At 47.0% G+C, this 16,874-nt stretch carries 20 protein-coding genes; 11 read left to right on the top strand and 9 right to left on the bottom strand.

The genetic code is table 11. The annotated features are described in order from the left end of the window. Positions 1 to 52: 52 nt before the first annotated feature. The 4 genes from sufT (at position 53) to ACQY6I_RS14345 (ending at position 2,348) form a co-directional block, all read left to right on the top strand. Positions 53 to 574, top strand: coding sequence for a putative Fe-S cluster assembly protein SufT (gene sufT, locus ACQY6I_RS14360; RefSeq protein WP_428242403.1), 522 nt, complete (start codon positions 53 to 55; stop codon positions 572 to 574). A 58-nt stretch (positions 575 to 632) separates the two neighbouring features. Beyond that, a complete protein-coding gene (locus ACQY6I_RS14355) occupies positions 633 to 1,049 on the top strand; it encodes a SufE family protein (protein ID WP_428242182.1) in 417 nt (138 codons plus the stop codon). A 347-nt stretch (positions 1,050 to 1,396) separates the two neighbouring features. Further along, positions 1,397 to 1,837, top strand: a complete 441-nt coding sequence (locus ACQY6I_RS14350; protein WP_428242181.1) for a CBS domain-containing protein — start codon at positions 1,397 to 1,399, stop codon at positions 1,835 to 1,837. Between the two features lie 67 nt (positions 1,838 to 1,904). After that, on the top strand, positions 1,905 to 2,348 hold the full coding sequence (locus ACQY6I_RS14345; protein ID WP_428242180.1) for a hypothetical protein: 444 nt from the start codon (positions 1,905 to 1,907) through the stop codon (positions 2,346 to 2,348). Positions 2,349 to 2,412: 64 nt separating this feature from the next. Here the strand turns inward: ACQY6I_RS14345 and ACQY6I_RS14340 are convergent, their stop codons facing one another. Then, positions 2,413 to 2,613, bottom strand: a complete 201-nt coding sequence (locus tag ACQY6I_RS14340; RefSeq protein ID WP_428242179.1) for a SlyX family protein — start codon at positions 2,611 to 2,613, stop codon at positions 2,413 to 2,415. Between the two features lie 186 nt (positions 2,614 to 2,799). On the opposite strand from ACQY6I_RS14340, the gene ACQY6I_RS14335 reads away from it, so the two are divergent. Next, a complete protein-coding gene (locus ACQY6I_RS14335; RefSeq protein ID WP_428242178.1) occupies positions 2,800 to 3,255 on the top strand; it encodes a cold-shock protein in 456 nt (151 codons plus the stop codon). A 45-nt stretch (positions 3,256 to 3,300) separates the two neighbouring features. Here the strand turns inward: ACQY6I_RS14335 and ACQY6I_RS14330 are convergent, their stop codons facing one another. Both ACQY6I_RS14330 and ACQY6I_RS14325 read right to left on the bottom strand, forming a co-directional pair. Beyond that, on the bottom strand, positions 3,301 to 3,696 hold the full coding sequence (locus ACQY6I_RS14330) for a hypothetical protein (RefSeq protein ID WP_428242177.1): 396 nt from the start codon (positions 3,694 to 3,696) through the stop codon (positions 3,301 to 3,303). 246 nt (positions 3,697 to 3,942) lie between these two features. Beyond that, complete coding sequence (locus tag ACQY6I_RS14325) at positions 3,943 to 4,782, bottom strand: putative RNA methyltransferase (RefSeq protein WP_428242176.1); 840 nt, start codon at positions 4,780 to 4,782, stop codon at positions 3,943 to 3,945. A 65-nt stretch (positions 4,783 to 4,847) separates the two neighbouring features. Here ACQY6I_RS14325 and dapE point away from each other — a divergent pair, with 65 nt between their 5' ends. Beyond that, positions 4,848 to 5,975, top strand: a complete 1,128-nt coding sequence (gene dapE, locus ACQY6I_RS14320; RefSeq protein ID WP_428242175.1) for a succinyl-diaminopimelate desuccinylase — start codon at positions 4,848 to 4,850, stop codon at positions 5,973 to 5,975. 11 nt (positions 5,976 to 5,986) lie between these two features. Here the strand turns inward: dapE and ACQY6I_RS14315 are convergent, their stop codons facing one another. After that, positions 5,987 to 6,553 carry an elongation factor P gene (locus ACQY6I_RS14315; protein WP_428242174.1) on the bottom strand — a complete coding sequence of 189 codons (567 nt, stop codon included), beginning with the start codon at positions 6,551 to 6,553 and terminating at the stop codon, positions 5,987 to 5,989. Positions 6,554 to 6,762: 209 nt separating this feature from the next. On the opposite strand from ACQY6I_RS14315, the gene rimO reads away from it, so the two are divergent. Then, a complete protein-coding gene (gene rimO, locus ACQY6I_RS14310; RefSeq protein WP_428242173.1) occupies positions 6,763 to 8,088 on the top strand; it encodes a 30S ribosomal protein S12 methylthiotransferase RimO in 1,326 nt (441 codons plus the stop codon). Positions 8,089 to 8,143: 55 nt separating this feature from the next. Here rimO and ACQY6I_RS14305 read toward each other — a convergent pair whose 3' ends face one another. Continuing rightward, entirely contained in the window at positions 8,144 to 9,613 is a 1,470-nt protein-coding gene (locus ACQY6I_RS14305; RefSeq protein WP_428242172.1) for a leucyl aminopeptidase, read from the bottom strand. 397 nt (positions 9,614 to 10,010) lie between these two features. Between ACQY6I_RS14305 and lptF the strand changes: the two genes are divergently transcribed. Together lptF and lptG are read left to right on the top strand one after the other, a co-directional pair. Then, positions 10,011 to 11,075, top strand: a complete 1,065-nt coding sequence (gene lptF / locus ACQY6I_RS14300) for an LPS export ABC transporter permease LptF (protein ID WP_428242171.1) — start codon at positions 10,011 to 10,013, stop codon at positions 11,073 to 11,075. Beyond that, complete coding sequence (gene lptG, locus ACQY6I_RS14295) at positions 11,072 to 12,130, top strand: LPS export ABC transporter permease LptG (protein ID WP_428242170.1); 1,059 nt, start codon at positions 11,072 to 11,074, stop codon at positions 12,128 to 12,130. The genes lptF and lptG overlap by 4 nt, the downstream gene beginning before the upstream one ends. Before the next feature lie 139 nt (positions 12,131 to 12,269). On the opposite strand, the gene ACQY6I_RS14290 is transcribed toward lptG, so the two are convergent. Continuing rightward, positions 12,270 to 12,710 carry an RDD family protein gene (locus tag ACQY6I_RS14290; RefSeq protein WP_428242169.1) on the bottom strand — a complete coding sequence of 147 codons (441 nt, stop codon included), beginning with the start codon at positions 12,708 to 12,710 and terminating at the stop codon, positions 12,270 to 12,272. Between the two features lie 106 nt (positions 12,711 to 12,816). Here ACQY6I_RS14290 and ACQY6I_RS14285 point away from each other — a divergent pair, with 106 nt between their 5' ends. Next, positions 12,817 to 13,149 carry an ArsR/SmtB family transcription factor gene (locus ACQY6I_RS14285; protein ID WP_044618679.1) on the top strand — a complete coding sequence of 111 codons (333 nt, stop codon included), beginning with the start codon at positions 12,817 to 12,819 and terminating at the stop codon, positions 13,147 to 13,149. Between the two features lie 164 nt (positions 13,150 to 13,313). Next, positions 13,314 to 13,685, top strand: a complete 372-nt coding sequence (locus tag ACQY6I_RS14280; RefSeq protein ID WP_428242168.1) for a hypothetical protein — start codon at positions 13,314 to 13,316, stop codon at positions 13,683 to 13,685. Here ACQY6I_RS14280 and ACQY6I_RS14275 read toward each other — a convergent pair. From ACQY6I_RS14275 to ACQY6I_RS14265, 3 genes are read right to left on the bottom strand one after another with little or no spacing between them, the layout of a single operon-like run. Next, positions 13,682 to 14,056, bottom strand: coding sequence for a diacylglycerol kinase (locus tag ACQY6I_RS14275; protein WP_428242167.1), 375 nt, complete (start codon positions 14,054 to 14,056; stop codon positions 13,682 to 13,684). The two genes, ACQY6I_RS14280 and ACQY6I_RS14275, sit on opposite strands and share 4 nt — an antisense overlap. Continuing rightward, a complete protein-coding gene (hrpB, locus tag ACQY6I_RS14270) occupies positions 14,053 to 16,416 on the bottom strand; it encodes an ATP-dependent helicase HrpB (RefSeq protein WP_428242166.1) in 2,364 nt (787 codons plus the stop codon). Before hrpB ends, ACQY6I_RS14275 begins: the two co-directional genes overlap by 4 nt. Continuing rightward, complete coding sequence (locus tag ACQY6I_RS14265; protein ID WP_428242165.1) at positions 16,413 to 16,811, bottom strand: hypothetical protein; 399 nt, start codon at positions 16,809 to 16,811, stop codon at positions 16,413 to 16,415. The genes hrpB and ACQY6I_RS14265 overlap by 4 nt, the downstream gene beginning before the upstream one ends. Positions 16,812 to 16,874: the final 63 nt, after the last annotated feature.

Raw genomic sequence — 16,874 nt, 5'->3', positions numbered from 1 at the left:
GTGGATGGTGTTTTGTGTGAACAGCAAAGAGGTATTTCCCTTGGAACGTAAAATGGTTGCAACCTTGCGTGATGTCCCCGCCCGGATTGTTCCGGCAGGTACGCCGATTACCATTCCGGAAGGTAGCTTCATCACCATTACCCAATCTCTGGGTGGTAATTACACCGTGACCGTTAATGGGAACATGGCTCGGATCGATGGCACAGATGCCGATGCGCTCGGATTTGAAAAGCAGGAGTTGGTCTTTACCGGAAATGACGGTGAAGATATACAGGAGGCACAGGTCTGGCAGGCTCTGGAAACTATTTTTGATCCTGAAATTCCTGTTAACGTCGTTAGTCTTGGATTGATTTACAGTGTCGTGGTGGATCAGCAAAACAAGACTGTCGATATCAAAATGACGTTAACCGCACCTGGATGTGGCATGGGGCCCGTGTTGGTGGGCGATATTGAATACCGGGTTGCGAAAGTGCCGAATGTTAAATCCGTTAATGTGGATCTGGTTTTTGATCCCGCATGGCACCGGGATATGATGTCTGATGAAGCAAAGCTGGAAACCGGCATGTTTTATTGATTGTTGTGTAGACAGGTTTTTGTGATAGCTGATCCATTCCATTCTGATAGAGAAATGTATGAACCCATTTGGAACTGAAATTACCACTGATGATATCGTCGAAACTTTGAGTTTTTTTGATACTTGGGAGGAGCGTTATAAATACATCATCGATCTTGGTAAACAGATTCCCGCGTTGCCTGATGCGCTGAAAACAGAGGACCGTCTGGTCAAAGGGTGCCAAAGTCAGGTGTGGATCGAAAGTCAGAAGCAGGATGGCAGGCTTTTCTTTGACGCGGACAGCGATGCTCACATTGTAAAAGGGCTGCTGGGAGTGGTTTTGGCTGCATTTAATGGTAAAACTCCTGAACAGGTGCTGGACTTTAATATTGAACAATATTTTGCTGATCTTGATTTGCTCAGGCATCTGAGTCCCACCCGTGGAAATGGGCTGCGTGCGATGGTCAAACGTATTCAGGCATTTGCATCTGCCTGAAATCAAACCCGGACACGAATGATATACATAGACGGGGCATGTGTTGGTCGATTACCCCGCTTTTTTTAATCCCATCCGTTCTTGTAAAATAGCCCGTCTCATATTACCGATAAGTCTAATTGATTTTCGACTGCTATATATTTTTATATGCGTAATTATGGGTGCTTGCCGGTATATTTTGAAATACAGCCAAAGATCCCGTACTGAAGCATGAGGTGTCTGAGCAAGAAAAAACTGGCAATTTCTTGACCCCCCAGGTATTCAAGTGTAAACCTAAATATATTGGGCTGAACGGTTTTAAAACAGCCATACAAGAATAATAATCCCACCGAAATCGAGGGTGTCCCATGACAATCAAATCTATCAGTGCCAGTGAATATCTCACCAAAAGCCCCGTGACCCTGTCTGAAGACGCAGACCTGTTTGAAGCCATACACGTGCTGCTCGAAAAAAAATTAACTGGTCTAACTATTGTGAATGCCAATGCTGAAGTAGTGGGGGTATTGTCTGAGCTGGATTGTCTGAAAGCGATTCTCGACGGTAGTTATTATGGCGAAGTCGGCGGGAAGGTACGAGAGTTTATGACCAAACAAGTACAGACTTTGGAGAATGTCGACAAAATGGATGTGCTAGAAGTGGCCAGAATTATGATAGATTCCAAGCGCCGTCGTATTCCGGTGGTTGAAAATGGCCAATTCAAGGGGCAGGTCAGTTGTCGCAGTATTCTCCAGGCGGTTAAGGATTTTGTTGGCACTCACGATGCTTCCGAAAACTGTATTTATGAGTAGAAACTTGAGAGTTGCGGATTTCCTGCTAGCTTTCTAAGTAGCTATATGGGTGCCAGGAAATAAACATATGCTGAAGTTTGGATTACTGCCCAGCCCGGAAATGAAACCTTTGATCGACGCCCTGCTTGAACAGGATGTCGATGTTTATCTCCACGGCTATTTGAAAGATAAATCAATGCCATTTGTCGATATTGGTTGGAATACGTCTGCCCGGTTGAATGAAGTTGGATTACCGTCAGGCTGGACTCTGATTTATGCTTTTTTTATTTCATCTGAAGCTGTGGCCCAGAATCAATCTGATCCATTGATGGGTAATGTCTCTATTCATGAAATTCTGCAGAATTATCAACCAAAACACCTTTCGGAAGCCCAGTTCAAGGAAAACATGCAGGGTTTGATTGATCAGGCGGAGTATCTGATGGGATTTCCGCCTTCACGGTTAGTATGGTTACAACATGATATGCCTGGAAGTGAGGATATCAGAAAGTTAATTGATCAGATTGTGAATTAGTGCTTTCTCAATTGTCGGTGGGTCTAACAAACGTTTCAGGCAGATTTATTGATTAACCTTAATATTAATAATGAGGAGGCGGGCTGCTTTCGCTTTCAATATTATTATCCAGATCCAGCTGTTTGAATTTTTTAGACAACAACGTTATTGCAGATTTCAGATATTTTAGCTCTTCCGCCTGACTGATAACGGTTTCATTAAGCGTTTCTATCATTTGTTCCTGGAATGCGATTTTTACTTCCAGTTCTTCCAGTCGGTTATTCATGCGTTCTTCCACAATTTATCCCTTTGGCAAGCGTCAAAGAATTTGGCATTATGTTGGTCTCCTCAAATAGTTTTATCAAGTTTTGCATAGAACAGGCTTGGCAAACTGCCAGTTTATTAGTACCGAGGAGACAAATGTTACAACAAAAACAAGTTGATATTCGTATTAGAAGGTAGAATAACGGCTATGAATTTAAAAATATTTAATATTCGTCTGATCCTGAGTTTAATTATCGCGCTAGCAGCCCCTTTTATTTTTCTTGCTGTGGCTAAGCTTAGTATGGAAAGCACAGGTTTATATAGTTTTATTGCCTCACTTTCCGGAACCAGTAAGGTTACCATGTATGCGATTGGAGTAATCGCAACCGCCATTGCCATTTTATTCGGTTTATATATTGATGCCGCTCTTAATGATTCTGAGGTCATTGATGACCGTGAGGAAGGAGTGGTGAAATGGTTTAATGTCAGTAAGGGGTTTGGATTCGTCACTCGTGAAAACGGTGATGATGTATTTGTGCATTTTCGTTCTATCCGCGGACGTGGCCATCGTTCTTTGCAGGAAGGTCAAAGAGTCAAGTTTGGTCTGGTGGAGAGTTCAAAAGGCCTTCAGGCTGAAGATGTCAGTGTTATTCGGCATCAGTAAAGCGCTTTTCAATGTTCGTTAAAAATGGCTCCTCGGAGCCATTTTTTATGTCCGCCACAGAATTTCCCGACGTTCTTCGGTAGTCAGTTTTATCCAGTTGTCGTTTGTTTCTGTATCCTGCTCTTCCGTCCAGCTGTTTTTCGCAAAACGTACTTCCAGTTGGAGGTTTGTCACAATATCCTTGGCCAACATTTCATCATCGTCCCAAGGGCTGTGACTGCTGTCTATCCATAAAGATGCAAACTTACCGATGGCTTTTTCCACCAGAACAATTGGCAGAGTATGATGTTTATATTCAGCCTGATAACTAAAACTGGCTGGTTTGCCTTTTTTTTCCTTCAATAAGACCAGGGACGGAAACTGCCTGGCAAGCCATTCCTGGATGACTGCGATATCCGGACACAGGATATATACCTCAAGGTCCGGGAGACGTTGACTCATGCTTATTTTCACCTGCTTGATCTGGTTTTTTAAATATTTTCACCATAATAATGGTCAGATAATTTTTGAGCCAGAAAACACTTCCCGTAACGCAGATAACCAGTCCTGCCAGGGCGGTAAGTTCCTGTCGTATTGAGGGTGTCATATAATGGTTCGACGCAAAAATGACCAGATATCCAAGCACAAATATCAATCCTCCCTGAATCAGACCGCTAAATAAACGGATTGGTTGACTGGTTTTTTTATCTAGCCAGCGTTGGAGGCGAGTTCCCATACCTGTACCCGAAAGTGCCCGACCATCAATTTACCGGCTAATTCTGTAATCGCTTCTTTTTTTTCAGGTTTGACCCGCCAATTGTGAGGGGTCATGGCCAGCAGGTCATACAGTTCCTGGTCGTTTTCAGGTATCCACTCAAACTTGATTTCTTTGTCGTAAGCGAGTTCGAACTGTGGAGTCAACTGCGTAGATGGATCAAAATGGTTGAAATTGACCTGTTCGTACAATAACTCTCTGAGTGGAAGTAAATGATCAGAACCTGCTCCTGCGATTATCAGGCTACCGCCCGGTTTGAGTATGCGTATCAGTTCCTGTGGTTCGAGCTGTGCGAACAAAATCAGCGCGGCATCTATGGACTGATTCATAAAGGGGGCTCGAGCGCTACTGGCGACATACCAATCGACCTGCTTGCTGCGTTTGCAAGCTGCCATCACCGCATGTTTGGAAATATCGAGTCCAAAAGCTCTGGCGGAATCGAGGTGCTCGTTCAAGCGCTGTGTGTACCAGCCTTCGCCACAACCAAGGTCAACCCAGCTCTGGACGTCCGGCCAGAACTTGTCGGCACAATGAATGATAGCTTCAATTAAGGGTTGATAGCGTTGAAGATCCAGAAATCGTGTTCTGGCAGTGACCATCTCTTTGTCATCACCTGGTGAGCGCGAGCGCTTATGGTTGGACATCAACAAATTGACGTAACCTTGCTTGGCCCTGTCAAACGTATGAGGGGCGGCACATGCCAGTCCGAAATCAGTGTTGTCCAGCGGTTGTGAGCAGACCGGGCATTTTAAAACGGGTTGTGTTTTATTCATTCGAACTTACGGTTAGATTCAGGCTCAGTTATTATACGCAGCCTTTTGCGCTGGATTCGAGTCTTATGAGTAAAACAATTGAGCTGACCAAGGAATTAATCAGCCGACAGTCGGTTACACCGGAGGATTGTGGTTGTCAGGCGACCATGGCAGAGCATCTGTCTCAGGTCGGCTTCACCAATGAAACCATGCAAATTGAAGAGGTGACCAACCTCTGGTCGCTGCGTGGAAAAGGGGCGCCTTTGTTTGTATTTGCCGGCCATACTGATGTTGTTCCGGTAGGTGATGTCAGTAAATGGAACTCTCATCCGTTTGATCCCACTATTGAAGGCGACGTGCTGACTGGGCGTGGTGCTGCCGATATGAAAGGCAGTCTGGCTGCCATGGTTGTGGCAGTTGAACGGTTTGTGGCAAAACATCCGGAACATAAGGGCACCATTGCTTTTCTGATTACCTCAGATGAGGAGGGAGATGCCCATCATGGCACTAAAGCCGTCATGGATATCCTCTCAGACAGGGGGATTCAGATTGATTGGGCTTTGGTTGGTGAACCATCCAGTACTCAGCGTGTTGGTGACGTAATTAAAAATGGCCGTCGTGGTTCCATGCTCGGGCATCTGGTGATTCACGGTATTCAGGGGCATGTAGCCTATCCGCATCTGGCCAAAAACCCTGTTCATATGGTCGCACCTGTACTGGCAGAACTCAGTACCCAGGTATGGGATGAAGGGAACGACTATTTTCCGGCAACCAGCTTTCAAGTGTCCAATTTCAATTCCGGTACCGGCGCCAGCAATGTGATTCCGGGAACCGCAGAAGTTCAGTTCAGCTTTCGTTTTTCAACTGAAGTGACACCGGAGCAATTGCAGGGCCGGGTCAGGGATATTCTTGATCGCCATGCGTTGGAGTATGAACTGACGTTTGATCTCAAAGGTGAACCGTTTCTAACGGATAAGGGAGCCTTGGTGGCGGCAGCCGTTCAGGCGATCAAAGAGGTTAGCGGTGAGGAGCCGGTATTGTCCACGGCTGGCGGTACTTCAGATGGTCGGTTTATTGCGCCAACTGGGGCTCAGGTGCTTGAATTAGGGCCGGTTAATCGCACGATCCATCAGATCAATGAATGTGTCAGTGTGAAGGATCTTGAACTGCTGACAGATATGTACGAGCAGATTCTGGTCAATCTGCTCGCATAAGGAGTAAATGCTCAGGCCCGGGAAATGAACTCGTAGGTCTGAGTGTTCACTTTGATCATTTCTTCGTTTTCGACGTAGTCGGGAACGTTGATAGAGATGCCGCCTTCGATTTTGGCCGGTTTGGCACTCTTGGTGGCAGTGGCTCCCTTCATTCTGGGGGCCGTATCCAGGACTTTACGAGTGACTGTGTTTGGGAGCTGGATGCCCACCAGCACTTCATTGATGAACATCCCCATGATGCCCTCCATGCCATCCTGCAGCCAGGATACCTGTTCACCAAGTTCATCATGATTGAGGATATACTGACTGTAATCCTCAATGTCCATGAAAGTGAACTGTTCTCCGTCGCTGAATAAACATTGCAGAGAACGGGTCATGTAATCGACATCACCGACAATATCATCGCCTTTGAAGGTCTCTTCATATTTCTGCTTGGTCAGAATTTCGTTAAATACGAATTTGTACAGAGTGGCTGCTCCACGTGCGGAAGGGCTTTTCACTTCCACACTTTTAACGAAATACTGCTTACCATTGATTTCACAAATTTTTCCGGGTTTCAGTTCGGCAGCACGCGCCATAAAAGTATTCCTAACTGGTCAAAAGTTGCGGAATTATATGTTGCATTGAGTCTGGAGAATACTTGCTCATATGGAAATCTGAGAGGTTATGAGAAGATTTTTTTGCTTCAGAGCCCGGCTGGTTGAAATTAACGGTGATCCAGTTTCTATCGTCGTGCCATGCGGGTAGAATTGCGCCCCTTTTTTAATGTGCTTGCCAGGGTAACATCATGTCTCAGACCAACACCAGTTCCGGAAAAGTCGGTTTTGTCAGTCTCGGCTGTCCTAAGAATACTGTCGATTCCGAGCGTATTCTGACCAAACTCAGAGCCGAGGGCTATGACATCGTGCCGAGTTATCATGATGCCGATGTGGTGGTGGTCAATACCTGTGGTTTTATCGACAGCGCCGTGCAGGAGAGCCTTGACGCCATTGGTGAGGCACTAAAAGAGAACGGCAAAGTATTGGTGACTGGATGCTTGGGGGCCAAAGAGGATCAGATTCGCCAGGTCCACCCTAATGTGATGGCGGTTACTGGTCCTCATGCTTATGAGACGGTCGTCAAGCAGGTACATGAGGTTATTCCTCCTCAGCACGATCCGTTTACCAGCTTGGTTCCGCCTCAAGGAATCAAACTGACACCCCGCCATTATGCATACCTGAAAATATCCGAAGGTTGTAACCATCGCTGTACCTTTTGCATTATCCCCTCGATGCGTGGCGACCTGGACAGCCGTCCGGTGGGTTCGGTGCTGGATGAAGCCAAACGTCTTGTTGATAACGGGGTCAAAGAACTACTCGTGATCTCCCAGGATACCAGTGCCTATGGTGTGGATATCAAATATCGCACCGGATTTTGGGACGGCATGCCGGTTAAATCGAGATTGCAGGAGCTGTGTGAGCAGTTGGGCAAGATGGGGGTGTGGGTGCGGTTGCATTATGTATATCCGTATCCGAGTGTCGATCATCTGATCCCCTTGATGGCAGAAGGAAAAATACTTCCGTATCTGGATATTCCGTTTCAGCATGCCAGTCAAAAAATTCTCAAACTGATGAAGCGTCCGGCTGCCTCTGAAAAAGTACTGCAACGAATTCAGCAATGGCGTGAAATCTGTCCGGATCTGACGATTCGCAGCACCTTTATTGTGGGTTTTCCCGGTGAGACTGAAGAAGATTTTCAGGAATTGCTGGATTTTCTCGAACAGGCTCAGCTGGATCGGGTGGGATGCTTTAAATACTCACCTGTGGATGGCGCTGTTGCCAATGAATTGCCTGACCCGGTGGATGAAGCGGTCAAACAGGAGCGGTTTGAACGTTTTATGGCACTACAGCAGCAGATCAGTACAGCGAGACTGCAGCAGAAAATCGGTAAAACCATGCAGGTCATCATTGATGAAGTGGTCGAAGAGGGGGCTGTTGGGCGCAGTCAATATGATGCACCGGAAATTGATGGACAGGTATTTCTCGATGGCCAGACCCAATTACAGGTAGGGGATATTGTGACGGTCAGAATCGAGGATGCGGATGAATATGATATGTGGGGGCAGCCGGTTTAACGGCTGCCTTCTTGGGCGTTTGTGAAAAATAGGCTCTTCTCGTGCTTCCCTAGACTCAGCAACGATCCAGCAGGTACTGGGTCAGCATTGCCACTGGTCGTCCGGATGCACCTTCTTTGCGGTTATTCCAGGCGGTACCGGCAATATCAAGATGGGCCCATTTGAATTTTTCGGTGAATGCTGACAGGAACGCTGCGGCAACATTCGATCCACCAGCTCTGCCTGCGGTTCCTATATTGGCAAGATCAGCATATGGAGATTTCAGTTCTTCCTTGTATTCGTCCCATATTGGCATTGGCCAGCCTCGGTCCCAGACTTCCTGACCGGCTGTCACGAGTTCTTGTTGCAGGGTTTCGTCATTGGCAAATACCCCCGTCGGATGGTGTCCCAGAGCGACGACAATCGCTCCGGTCAGAGTGGCTATGTCTATGACGCTTTCAGGTTCAAAACGCTCTGCGTAGGTCAGTGCATCGCACAATACCAGCCGGCCTTCCGCATCTGTATTCAGAATTTCCACTGTTTTACCTGACAGTGAGGTCACAACATCGCCAGGTTTGGTCGCGATTGCCGAGGGCATGTTCTCAACTGCCGCGATAATGCCGACAACATTAATAGAGGGTTTTAATTCGGCCAGAGTGTTCATGGTTCCCAGAACGGATGCTGCACCGCACATGTCGAATTTCATTTCATCCATACCTGGACCAGGTTTCAGGCTGATTCCGCCGGTATCGAATGTCACCCCTTTACCAACCAGGACATAAGGTTTCTGATTTTCTTCGGCACCTTTGTATTGAATGATGATGAGTTTGCCTGGCTGATCACTGCCTCTTGAAACAGACATGAAACATCCGGCACCCATATTATCAAGTTCTTTTTCATCAATGACTTGTGCTTCGATATCTGAATAAGCCCCGGCAAGTGCCAGCCCCTGCTCTGCCAGATACGTCGGGGTACAGATATTGCCAGGCAGGTTACCCAGCTCACGAGCGACGTTAATGCCATGGGCTATACTGCGGCCAGTATCTATGGCCAGTTCCAGGTTGGTCTCCTGAGAATGAAGGGTCAATTGCTCAAGGCAGGGTTCGCCACTTTTATCTGACAGTGTTGCATCATATTTATAGAAAGAGGATAAGCAAACTTCTGTGAACTTTTGCGCTTTCCAATGAATGCTGCGATGTTGGATGGACAGGTTATCAAGTGCCACTGTGGCGTCGTTTAGCTTAGCCTTGGTCATGGTCTCGGCAATGGCTTTGATGGCTTTGATAAATGCATTTTCGTTGAAGTTATCAGCTTTGCCACAGCCGACAGCATACACAATTTTAACTGCCAGTCCTTCTGCATTGAATACTGGAGTAATAGTGCCAGGCTCTGTAGACAACAGTCCTTCGTCTGCAAGAGCGGCGATGGATTTACTATGTTCTGCCAGTAAGTCGATTGTTTTGTTGTTACCATTTTCAAAATGAAAAACAAACAATGCCTGACTCTGAATCTGAGTGATTGAGACATTTGATGCGGATACTTTCATAGATTGTCCTGTAAGGCTTGGCATTAGGAAATATATATCGCCATGATACACGAAAATCAGAGCCGACATGGAACCGTTCAACCGGAGAAATCATAGCAGCGGACATTCCATGGACAGAGCCTACGCTTTAATTTTCCTTCTCACAGGGGAGAGCCGGTGACACGGATAAAATGTGGCCATGAAAACGGTTTTTTGTATCAGGCTTTGGAAATATGATGGTGTCGGTCCGGAAAATTCCAACCGGGCCCACTGAATAGAGGCAGGGGTTTGCATGATCATTGCAATCGTGTGGTAAATACGATTTGATTGACAGCTTTGGAAAATCATCCAAGTAACAGACATTTGGACAATTATTGGTACAGCAGGTTTTCTGACCTGTCATTTAGGTAAACACAGTTTGATCATCGTTCGTTATTTATCCCGGCAGATATTCTTTCCAACCTTCGCGATTACCGGTGTTATTGTGGTAATGACCATGAGCAATTGGCTGCGGCGCTGGTTGGAGGATGCGGTATCCGGACAGGGTGCGTCGGGCGAGTTGTTCGTTATTATTCTCTATTATGTGCCGTTATTTCTTCAAGAAGCTCTGCCAGCCGGCTTTTTGCTCGGAATCTTGATTGCCTACGGGCGTATGTATTCAGAATATGAAATGACCGCACTGTTTGCCTGCGGTTTTCAATATCAGCAGCTGGTCAAGGTCACTCTGGTACCAGCGGGTTTGCTGGCAGTGTTTCTATGGGTCAATAACCTATGGTTGTCCCCCTGGGCTCAACAACATGCGGCTCAGGCCTGGGCAGAACAGGACAGCCTGACACCATTTGATTTGATAAATGTCGGTCGTTTTATGAAAGTCGGCAATAATGGTCAGGTGATGTATGTTGGCGGGAAGTCTGGAGATGGGCAACTGCTCAGCAACATCTTCCTGGTCAACAGTCCGGAAGAGATCTATTACGCTCAGGGTGGTGAAATTCGGGTGGATCGTAACTCCGGAGCCCGGTATCTGGTACTGACTCAGGGGGTGCAGCAGCAGGGTATTCCGTTTCAGGGCGAATTTAATTTGACCGATTTTCGGGAATATGGCGTGAAAATCGCCGAACAGCAAAAGCGCCCGAGAACGCGTAACCGTAACATCAGTACCGTTGATCTGTTTAAATCAGACAATATAAAACACAAAGCAGAGCTGATGTGGCGGATATTGACGCCTTTAAACATCCTGGTGGCCGTATTTATTGCTGTTCCCCTCAGTAAAATCAATCCCCGGCAAGGACGCTTTTTGAAAGTGTTTCCTGCCGTGCTGTTATACGCCGTATTTAATTTTCTTCTGAATGATTGGGATAAGAATGTCTCGAAAGGTCGTATTCCACTGGAGTATGGGATCCATATTTTGCAGTTTGGCACGGTGGCCTTATGTCTGTTTTTTACCGCACTGCCTTCATGGCTTCGTAAAAGGAAGCATGGATGATCCTTAATGTTTATTTGTGGAAGCGTATTTTTACTCACATTCTGACTGTTTTGTTGGTCTTCGGCATTATTGAGTACATGATGACGGGGTTGAGTGAGTTCAGCTATGGTCTTGAAGGGGATTATCAGGTGGTTCAGGCCTTATGGTTTGTGCTGGTTACTTCTCCGAGTCGATTATATGAACTATTCCCACTGATTGTATTGGTTGGTTGTTTGACCGGTCTTGGCTCTTTGGCCAACTCAAGCGAACTTACAGTGATCCGGGCGGCGGGCTTTTCTATTCCTGCCATTACTATCAGGGTATTACAGCCGGTTTTGGTCATTATGATTGTGGTGGGATTATTAGGGGAAACCTTCATCCCAATGGCAGAAAGTTATGGTCAGGCCTACCGCAGTACCCGAAGCCATGAGGACACCTCTTCTGGTCGTTACGGTTTCTGGCACAAAGACGGCAACGAGTTTATCTATTTTGGAGCGTTGACACCTGAGGGAAATGTTGAGGGGCTGCGTCGTTATATCGTGAATAGCAACGGCCGGCCGGCAGGGATGATCTTTGCCAAAAGAGGAAAGTTTGAAAATAATCAGTGGCAATTATTCGAGGTAGAACAGGACAAGTTTCATGATCGTTCTATTGAGCAGCAGCAATATGATGTGATGAGCTGGAACACTGATGTCACACCTGAGCTGCTAAGTACCCTGATCGTTGAACCGGGTAAGCTGAGCATTCTGGGGTTGTGGAAGTATGTTTCCTATTTGAATGCTCAGGGAATAGATGCCAGTAAATATGAGCTGGCGTTCTGGGAGAAAGCCTTGCGACCTGTTATGACCGCCGCGCTGGTGCTGGTGGCCATCAGTTTCATTTTTGGCCCTTTGCGTGAAGTGGCAATGGGAACACGCATATTTGCAGGTGTGCTGGTTGGCCTGCTGATTAAAATGAGTGAAAACATCCTGCCATCGTTCGCGATGATCTACGATATCGATCCGATTATCATAGATTCGTTGCCGATAGTGCTTTGTGGTGGTCTGGGGTTGTGGTTACTTCGCCGGGTTGGCTAGCAGGGTGAATTAGGCGTAGAAAACTACCTTAAGATGCTCATTTATGATCTCGTGGCTTCAAGTAACAACTGCGCTTTCTCGATGTTTTACACCTTGTCATCACACAAAAAAACAGTAACCTGCCAGTACTGCCATCCGTTTATTTGGTTTTGAGGCTTACAATATGACTGCCACTGATGAGGTCGTGCAGCATTCTGTACCGTGGACCAACCAGCAGCATCAGGTAACCGATCAGGGCGAGTGAAAATGACAGCTGTCCGCCAACAAAACGTATAAATAGTTTGGGCAGGGTCATGGGTTGGGGAGTGTCACTGACCAATCTCAGTTTCCAGGACTTCATTCCAATTGTCTGTCCTCCCCGCAACCAGGAAAAAGCGTAGTAACCAAAGACCACCAGATAGAGGATAATACGGAACAGCCAGTTGCCTGCCGGAATGGAATCTTCATGTGTCACTCCATGATAAATAGGGATTACGATAAATCCAGTAATCATGAGGATGCCGCAGACCACGATCAGATCGTAGAAAATGGCAGCGAGTATTTTAGACAGAGATGGCTTAGGTAATGATTGTGATGACATAGACAAAGGACTTAGGCAAAATGCAACTGCTTTTTATTTTCGATTAAACTAGTTTACGATAATTAACCACGAATGAAACCTTCTACAGGAGTTTTTAGCATTGGATATGGCTTCTCAATCGATTGATGAACTGAGTAGTAAAGCAGGTCAGGTTGCTGCATTGCTGAAGGCACTCAGTCATGATTGTCGGCTTATTATTATGTGTAATCTGTTGGATGGAGAGATGTCTGTATCGCAAATCAATGAGAAAGTCCCATTGAGTCAGTCTGCGTTATCACAACATCTAGCCAAACTTCGTCACGATCAGCTTGTGGCGGTACGCAAAGAAGCTCAAACTGTTTATTATCGTATTAATGACCCTAAAATCGGTCGGCTGATGGCATTGTTGTACGAAATGTATTGTCGCCCGGAAGACGGAGATATCCAGGGAATCTGTTAGTCAGGTGAGAATTGGTTCTCAGTTCTGCAAAAAACAGCAGCATGGAGCGCTTTTAGCATGAAAAAATGGCTGTTTTATAATTGTTTGTTTTTTGAACAGCTATACTCATTGTCACAGCCCCTTGTTTTTAACAGCGTGTAGTTGACTAATTGGATATCCGTGTCATGGTTTTTGCAGAAAATTTATTTGAATTTAACCTGGAACAGCCTGATATCCCCTTTCTCCCCCCTAAAAGACGCCTCTCCCGGAACAGTTGGGAGCGGTGTTGGTGGCTAAAAGTCAAAACCCCGATATCTTCGCCGGAATTGCTGACCGCATTTGCTGAGCAATGGCAGATTGATAATCTGTTTATCAAGAGTCATCAGCGATGTTGTAGCCGTTTGTGTCTGGTTGTGACAACAATTGGTATGGATGATGAAGAGTCTTTTGGATATACCATGCAAATTATCTCTGCTTTTGAGCAGCAGGTGGCTGAACTGGAGAAGATTGAGGATCGTCCTGCAGATTACTGGCCTTACAAACACTATTGCCCTTAACCTGAAAAGCGGTCAAATACCACTGCAATCCAGATGATTGCCGTAAGGATCAGCGCCAGAAATACCGCTGCAGACCCCATATCTTTGGCACGACCTGACAACTCATGGCGTTCTTCACCAATTCGATCAACCACCGCTTCGATAGCAGAATTGATCAGTTCAACTATGACCACCACCAGACCACTTCCCCACAGCAACGCAAACTGCAGATAACTACTGGCCAGCCAGATCGCCAGAGGTAGAATACAAAGCAGCCCAAGTACTTCGAGGCGGAAAGCTTCTTCATTTTTCCATGCAGCGATCAGTCCCTTAAATGTAAAACGGGTTGCATTGATTAATCTGCTGAACCCTTTGGTTCCTCTCTTGGTCACTGTTCACTCCTGGCGACGTGGCGTTTGGTATAGGCAGTCGGTTTTGCGTTGATAGGATCTTCCGGCCAGGGATGTTTTGGATAGCGGCCACGCATCTCTTTGCGAATCTCCTGATAGTTGTGGAGCCAGAAGTGTTCCAGATCTGCGGTGATCTGTAATGGCCGACCGGCGGGGGATAACAGCTCGAAGACAACCGGAATACGGCCTCCGGCAATCGTTGGATTTTTGAGCAACCCAAAAGTCTCCTGCAGTTTAATGGCAATGGACACCCGACCCTGTTCACCGTAGATAAGCGGTCTTGGCCGGTCATTTATAACAATCGACACGGGCAGCATGTTATCCAGGGTCCGTCGTTGTTCCCAGCTCAGCATCATATCCAAGGCTCGACTAATTTCAATGTCATTTAAGCTGTTTGCATCAGTACATATGGGAAGCAGATACTGTTGTCGATGTTCGTACAGAAAATCAAGTGGTGGACAGTTTTTCCCTGGCCACTGTTCGTCATGAGTGAGTTCTGACATCCAGGACATCCGTTTGAGCAGGGTTTGTTCCGCATCCGTCAGGGTAATATGGTTAAGGCCATGGTGCTGGAAATAATCATCCCAGAAATGAAGTCGTTGCTCTGCGCTCACTGGGATATTCCGCTGCTTCAGCTGGATACGACCGAACAGCTCGATTTCTTTAGCCTGAAGGCGGTTATTTTCCAATGCCAGGTGCTTTTGGTTTATCAACATATTTGGGAATGTCTGAGCCTGGAAATCCCTCAGGTCTATCCAACTGATAATCCTGTGATCGTTGAATTTGAGTGCCAATAGCCAGGAGGCATGGTTGTCCGGTTTCAATATTGTCAGTTGTTGGCCATTGGCGAGTTTGACTTTATTGTCGCTCAATCGGTGGCCAATGTGATCGGGAAAAGCCTGGCACAGGGCGGCTTTCCAATCCGGGTGGTGACCCATGGATACGTGCGCCGACAACCTTTGCTGTAGTTGACGTTCGTTTGTGGTCAACGGCTGCTTTAACCAGGACTCATCAATCATTCCCTGAGGCATGGGGCGTTCCTGCAGTAATACCGCTAGCCTGATGGTCAGCTCTCCCGGTTGTTCGCAGATCATATGTGCCAGTCGTGGGTGGCAGGGCATAGACAGCAATTTCTGGCCGTGATCAGTAATGTGTAGCCCTGATTCGGAATGCAATGCAGAAATGGATTTCAGCATGGTCTGGGTTTCTGTGACATTGGCCGGGTTTGGCTTGGTCAGCCAGTTCAGTTCATCGACCTGCATGCCCCAGGCCGCAATCTCCAGCAGCATCCGGCTGTAATCCGCCTGTTCCATTTCAACGGTTGGAAAGGGAGCAAGACCATTTTGTTGATCTTCACTCCAGAGTCTTATGCATATGCCCGGTGCCGTTCGTCCTGCCCGACCGGCCCGCTGGTCTGCGCTGGCTTTGCTGATTTTGCGGGTAATCAGGTGGGTCATGCCGGTGTCCCGGTCATAGCGGGGGAATCGTGCCAGACCGGAATCGATGACGACCCTGATATCCGGTAAGGTAATACTTGATTCGGCAACCGGGCTGGCCAGAATCAGTTTGCGTTGCCGAGTGAGTTCCAGTGCCTGCTTTTGTTCCTGTATTGTACAACTGCCATGCAGTATATCGATTTGAAGAGTGTCGGGTAGCTGTGACTTCAAAAAGTCACGACAACTCAGAATTTCTTTCATTCCAGGTAAAAATACCAGCAAATTTCCGGGTTCCGTGGCAAATACGCTACTGATGGCCTGCAGTATCGTTTTGTTCAGATCCGGTGCTGCTACAGAGTGATAGCGAATCTGTATGGGAAACGATCTGCCGTCAGATTTGATTACCGGTGCCCCAAGTTGCTGACTGATCCTACCTTCATTCAGTGTGGCAGACATCAGCAACACTTTAAGGTCCGGGCGAAACAGTTCCTGACACGAGCGAACCAGTGCCAAACCAAGATCAGCATCCAGGTTCCGTTCGTGGAATTCATCAAAAATAACCCAATGATAGCCGGCTAATTCAGGGTCGGATTGTATCAGCCGGACAAATACGCCTTCGGTGACTACCTCAATCTCAGTATGTCTGGTGATACAGGTATCGAACCGCATGCGATAGCCCACTGTGCCTTCCGGTTTATCATCAAAATTACGGGAGAGCTGGTGCACAGCATTCAATACTGCAATCCGACGTGGTTGAATCAGCAGCACTCTGCCACCGAGACGGTTGAGCCAGATCGGTACCCAGCTGGTTTTACCCGAGCCGGGAGGTGCCTGTAATAAGGTGATCGGATGATTGCTCAGAGTGCTTTGCAGGGGTTCCTGAATATCAAATACCGGTAATGTCACAGTACACTGCCATAAGGAAGAAAGCGGTTTTCGGTATGCGCTTTGATCCAACGGGTCAGCTCTTTATCTGGAAACTGCCCTCGTTGCTTAAGGATTCGACAGAGCCAGATGACTGGGGATTTATCCTGGGCCTCCCAGCCAGGCAGTTGTGCTTCTGCCAGCGTAAAAAAGCGAATTAGCTGGCGAATCTCGTCATCATTAAAGTGATTTGCGACTGGCTGCCAGGCTGCCAGATCAAGTTTCATCAGGTACTGATTGTCAGCCAGGGTTGGGGCATCAATATGTTCAGCGAGATTGGCCGTTTGTTCATCCGTCAGAGTCAGAAATTTTGCCAGTACTGCGGAGTCGGGGGTTCTTGGGGTTTGGGGTTCTGGTTCCCAGGTACCGGTGCTCATGTGGTTTGCTCTCTATGTCTGCGATAAGACGAACCATTATGCGGGCACCGGCGCCAACTGCAA

The sequence above is a fragment of the Gynuella sp. genome (genome assembly GCF_050297175.1).
In the GTDB taxonomy this organism is placed as follows: domain Bacteria; phylum Pseudomonadota; class Gammaproteobacteria; order Pseudomonadales; family Natronospirillaceae; genus Gynuella.
The sequence above is the reverse complement of the archived record's forward strand: the minus strand, read 5'-3'. Positions and strand labels throughout refer to the sequence as shown.

Excerpts from the sequence above, each read along its gene's own strand:
- ACQY6I_RS14305 (WP_428242172.1), bottom strand. The coding sequence starts at position 9,613 with ATGAAAGTATCCGCATCAAATGTCTCAATCACTCAGATTCAGAGTCAG.
- ACQY6I_RS14325 (WP_428242176.1), bottom strand. The coding sequence starts at position 4,782 with ATGAATAAAACACAACCCGTTTTAAAATGCCCGGTCTGCTCACAACCG.
- lptG (WP_428242170.1), top strand. The coding sequence starts at position 11,072 with ATGATCCTTAATGTTTATTTGTGGAAGCGTATTTTTACTCACATTCTG.
- sufT (WP_428242403.1), top strand. The coding sequence starts at position 53 with ATGGTTGCAACCTTGCGTGATGTCCCCGCCCGGATTGTTCCGGCAGGT.
- ACQY6I_RS14290 (WP_428242169.1), bottom strand. The coding sequence starts at position 12,710 with ATGTCATCACAATCATTACCTAAGCCATCTCTGTCTAAAATACTCGCT.
- ACQY6I_RS14340 (WP_428242179.1), bottom strand. The coding sequence starts at position 2,613 with ATGAATAACCGACTGGAAGAACTGGAAGTAAAAATCGCATTCCAGGAA.
- ACQY6I_RS14355 (WP_428242182.1), top strand. The coding sequence starts at position 633 with ATGAACCCATTTGGAACTGAAATTACCACTGATGATATCGTCGAAACT.
- ACQY6I_RS14285 (WP_044618679.1), top strand. The coding sequence starts at position 12,817 with ATGGCTTCTCAATCGATTGATGAACTGAGTAGTAAAGCAGGTCAGGTT.
- ACQY6I_RS14330 (WP_428242177.1), bottom strand. The coding sequence starts at position 3,696 with ATGAGTCAACGTCTCCCGGACCTTGAGGTATATATCCTGTGTCCGGAT.
- ACQY6I_RS14265 (WP_428242165.1), bottom strand. The coding sequence starts at position 16,811 with ATGAGCACCGGTACCTGGGAACCAGAACCCCAAACCCCAAGAACCCCC.
- rimO (WP_428242173.1), top strand. The coding sequence starts at position 6,763 with ATGTCTCAGACCAACACCAGTTCCGGAAAAGTCGGTTTTGTCAGTCTC.
- ACQY6I_RS14345 (WP_428242180.1), top strand. The coding sequence starts at position 1,905 with ATGCTGAAGTTTGGATTACTGCCCAGCCCGGAAATGAAACCTTTGATC.
- ACQY6I_RS14335 (WP_428242178.1), top strand. The coding sequence starts at position 2,800 with ATGAATTTAAAAATATTTAATATTCGTCTGATCCTGAGTTTAATTATC.
- ACQY6I_RS14315 (WP_428242174.1), bottom strand. The coding sequence starts at position 6,553 with ATGGCGCGTGCTGCCGAACTGAAACCCGGAAAAATTTGTGAAATCAAT.
- ACQY6I_RS14280 (WP_428242168.1), top strand. The coding sequence starts at position 13,314 with ATGGTTTTTGCAGAAAATTTATTTGAATTTAACCTGGAACAGCCTGAT.
- ACQY6I_RS14350 (WP_428242181.1), top strand. The coding sequence starts at position 1,397 with ATGACAATCAAATCTATCAGTGCCAGTGAATATCTCACCAAAAGCCCC.
- dapE (WP_428242175.1), top strand. The coding sequence starts at position 4,848 with ATGAGTAAAACAATTGAGCTGACCAAGGAATTAATCAGCCGACAGTCG.